At 46.5% G+C, this 579-nt stretch carries 1 protein-coding gene; it reads left to right on the top strand.

The window, feature by feature from the left end; genetic code table 11:
- Window positions 1–579: DUF2254 family protein (locus R7R78_RS28205; RefSeq protein WP_225474861.1), on the top strand; the 579-nt coding region annotated here is incomplete at both ends.

Below are 579 nucleotides of genomic sequence, written 5' to 3' on the forward strand. Positions count from 1 at the left end.
TAACCATGGTGGTGATCATTATGATCATCCTGACTCTACTTCGCTGGATTCAGCACCTATCTGTACTTGGTAGAGTCTCGGAAACCACCTCAAATGTGGAACAAGCGCTATTAAGTGCGATTCGAAAACGAGGCTGTGAGCCTTGGCTGGGTGCATTTCCTTGGAGTCATCCAGAGCACAAACCGAGAGGAAGCAAACCGATTGTCAGCAAAGAAATTGGTTACTTACAACATATTGATATGCACCACCTAGATAGTATTGCTAAAGCCTCTCAATCCACTATCTATATTGAGAGACAGCCAGGGAGTTTTGTTTATCTTGGTCAACCATTGGCTTGGGTCTGTGGCGAATTAGCAGAAGAAAGTGAGGTAACGGCAGCGTTCACGATCCGAACTGAGCGATCCTATGACCAAGATCCTCGCTTTGGCTTAGTTGTACTTGCAGAAATAGCCTCTAGGGCCCTCTCTCCTGCCGTTAATGATAATGGTACTGCGATTGATGTTCTGGGACGTTCGATTCGGGCGCTTTCACTTTGGGGAGAACTTATTAGCCAACAGCCAACCAAAACTCGCTTCCCAA

Source organism: Vibrio sp. 2134-1 (assembly GCF_033339495.1).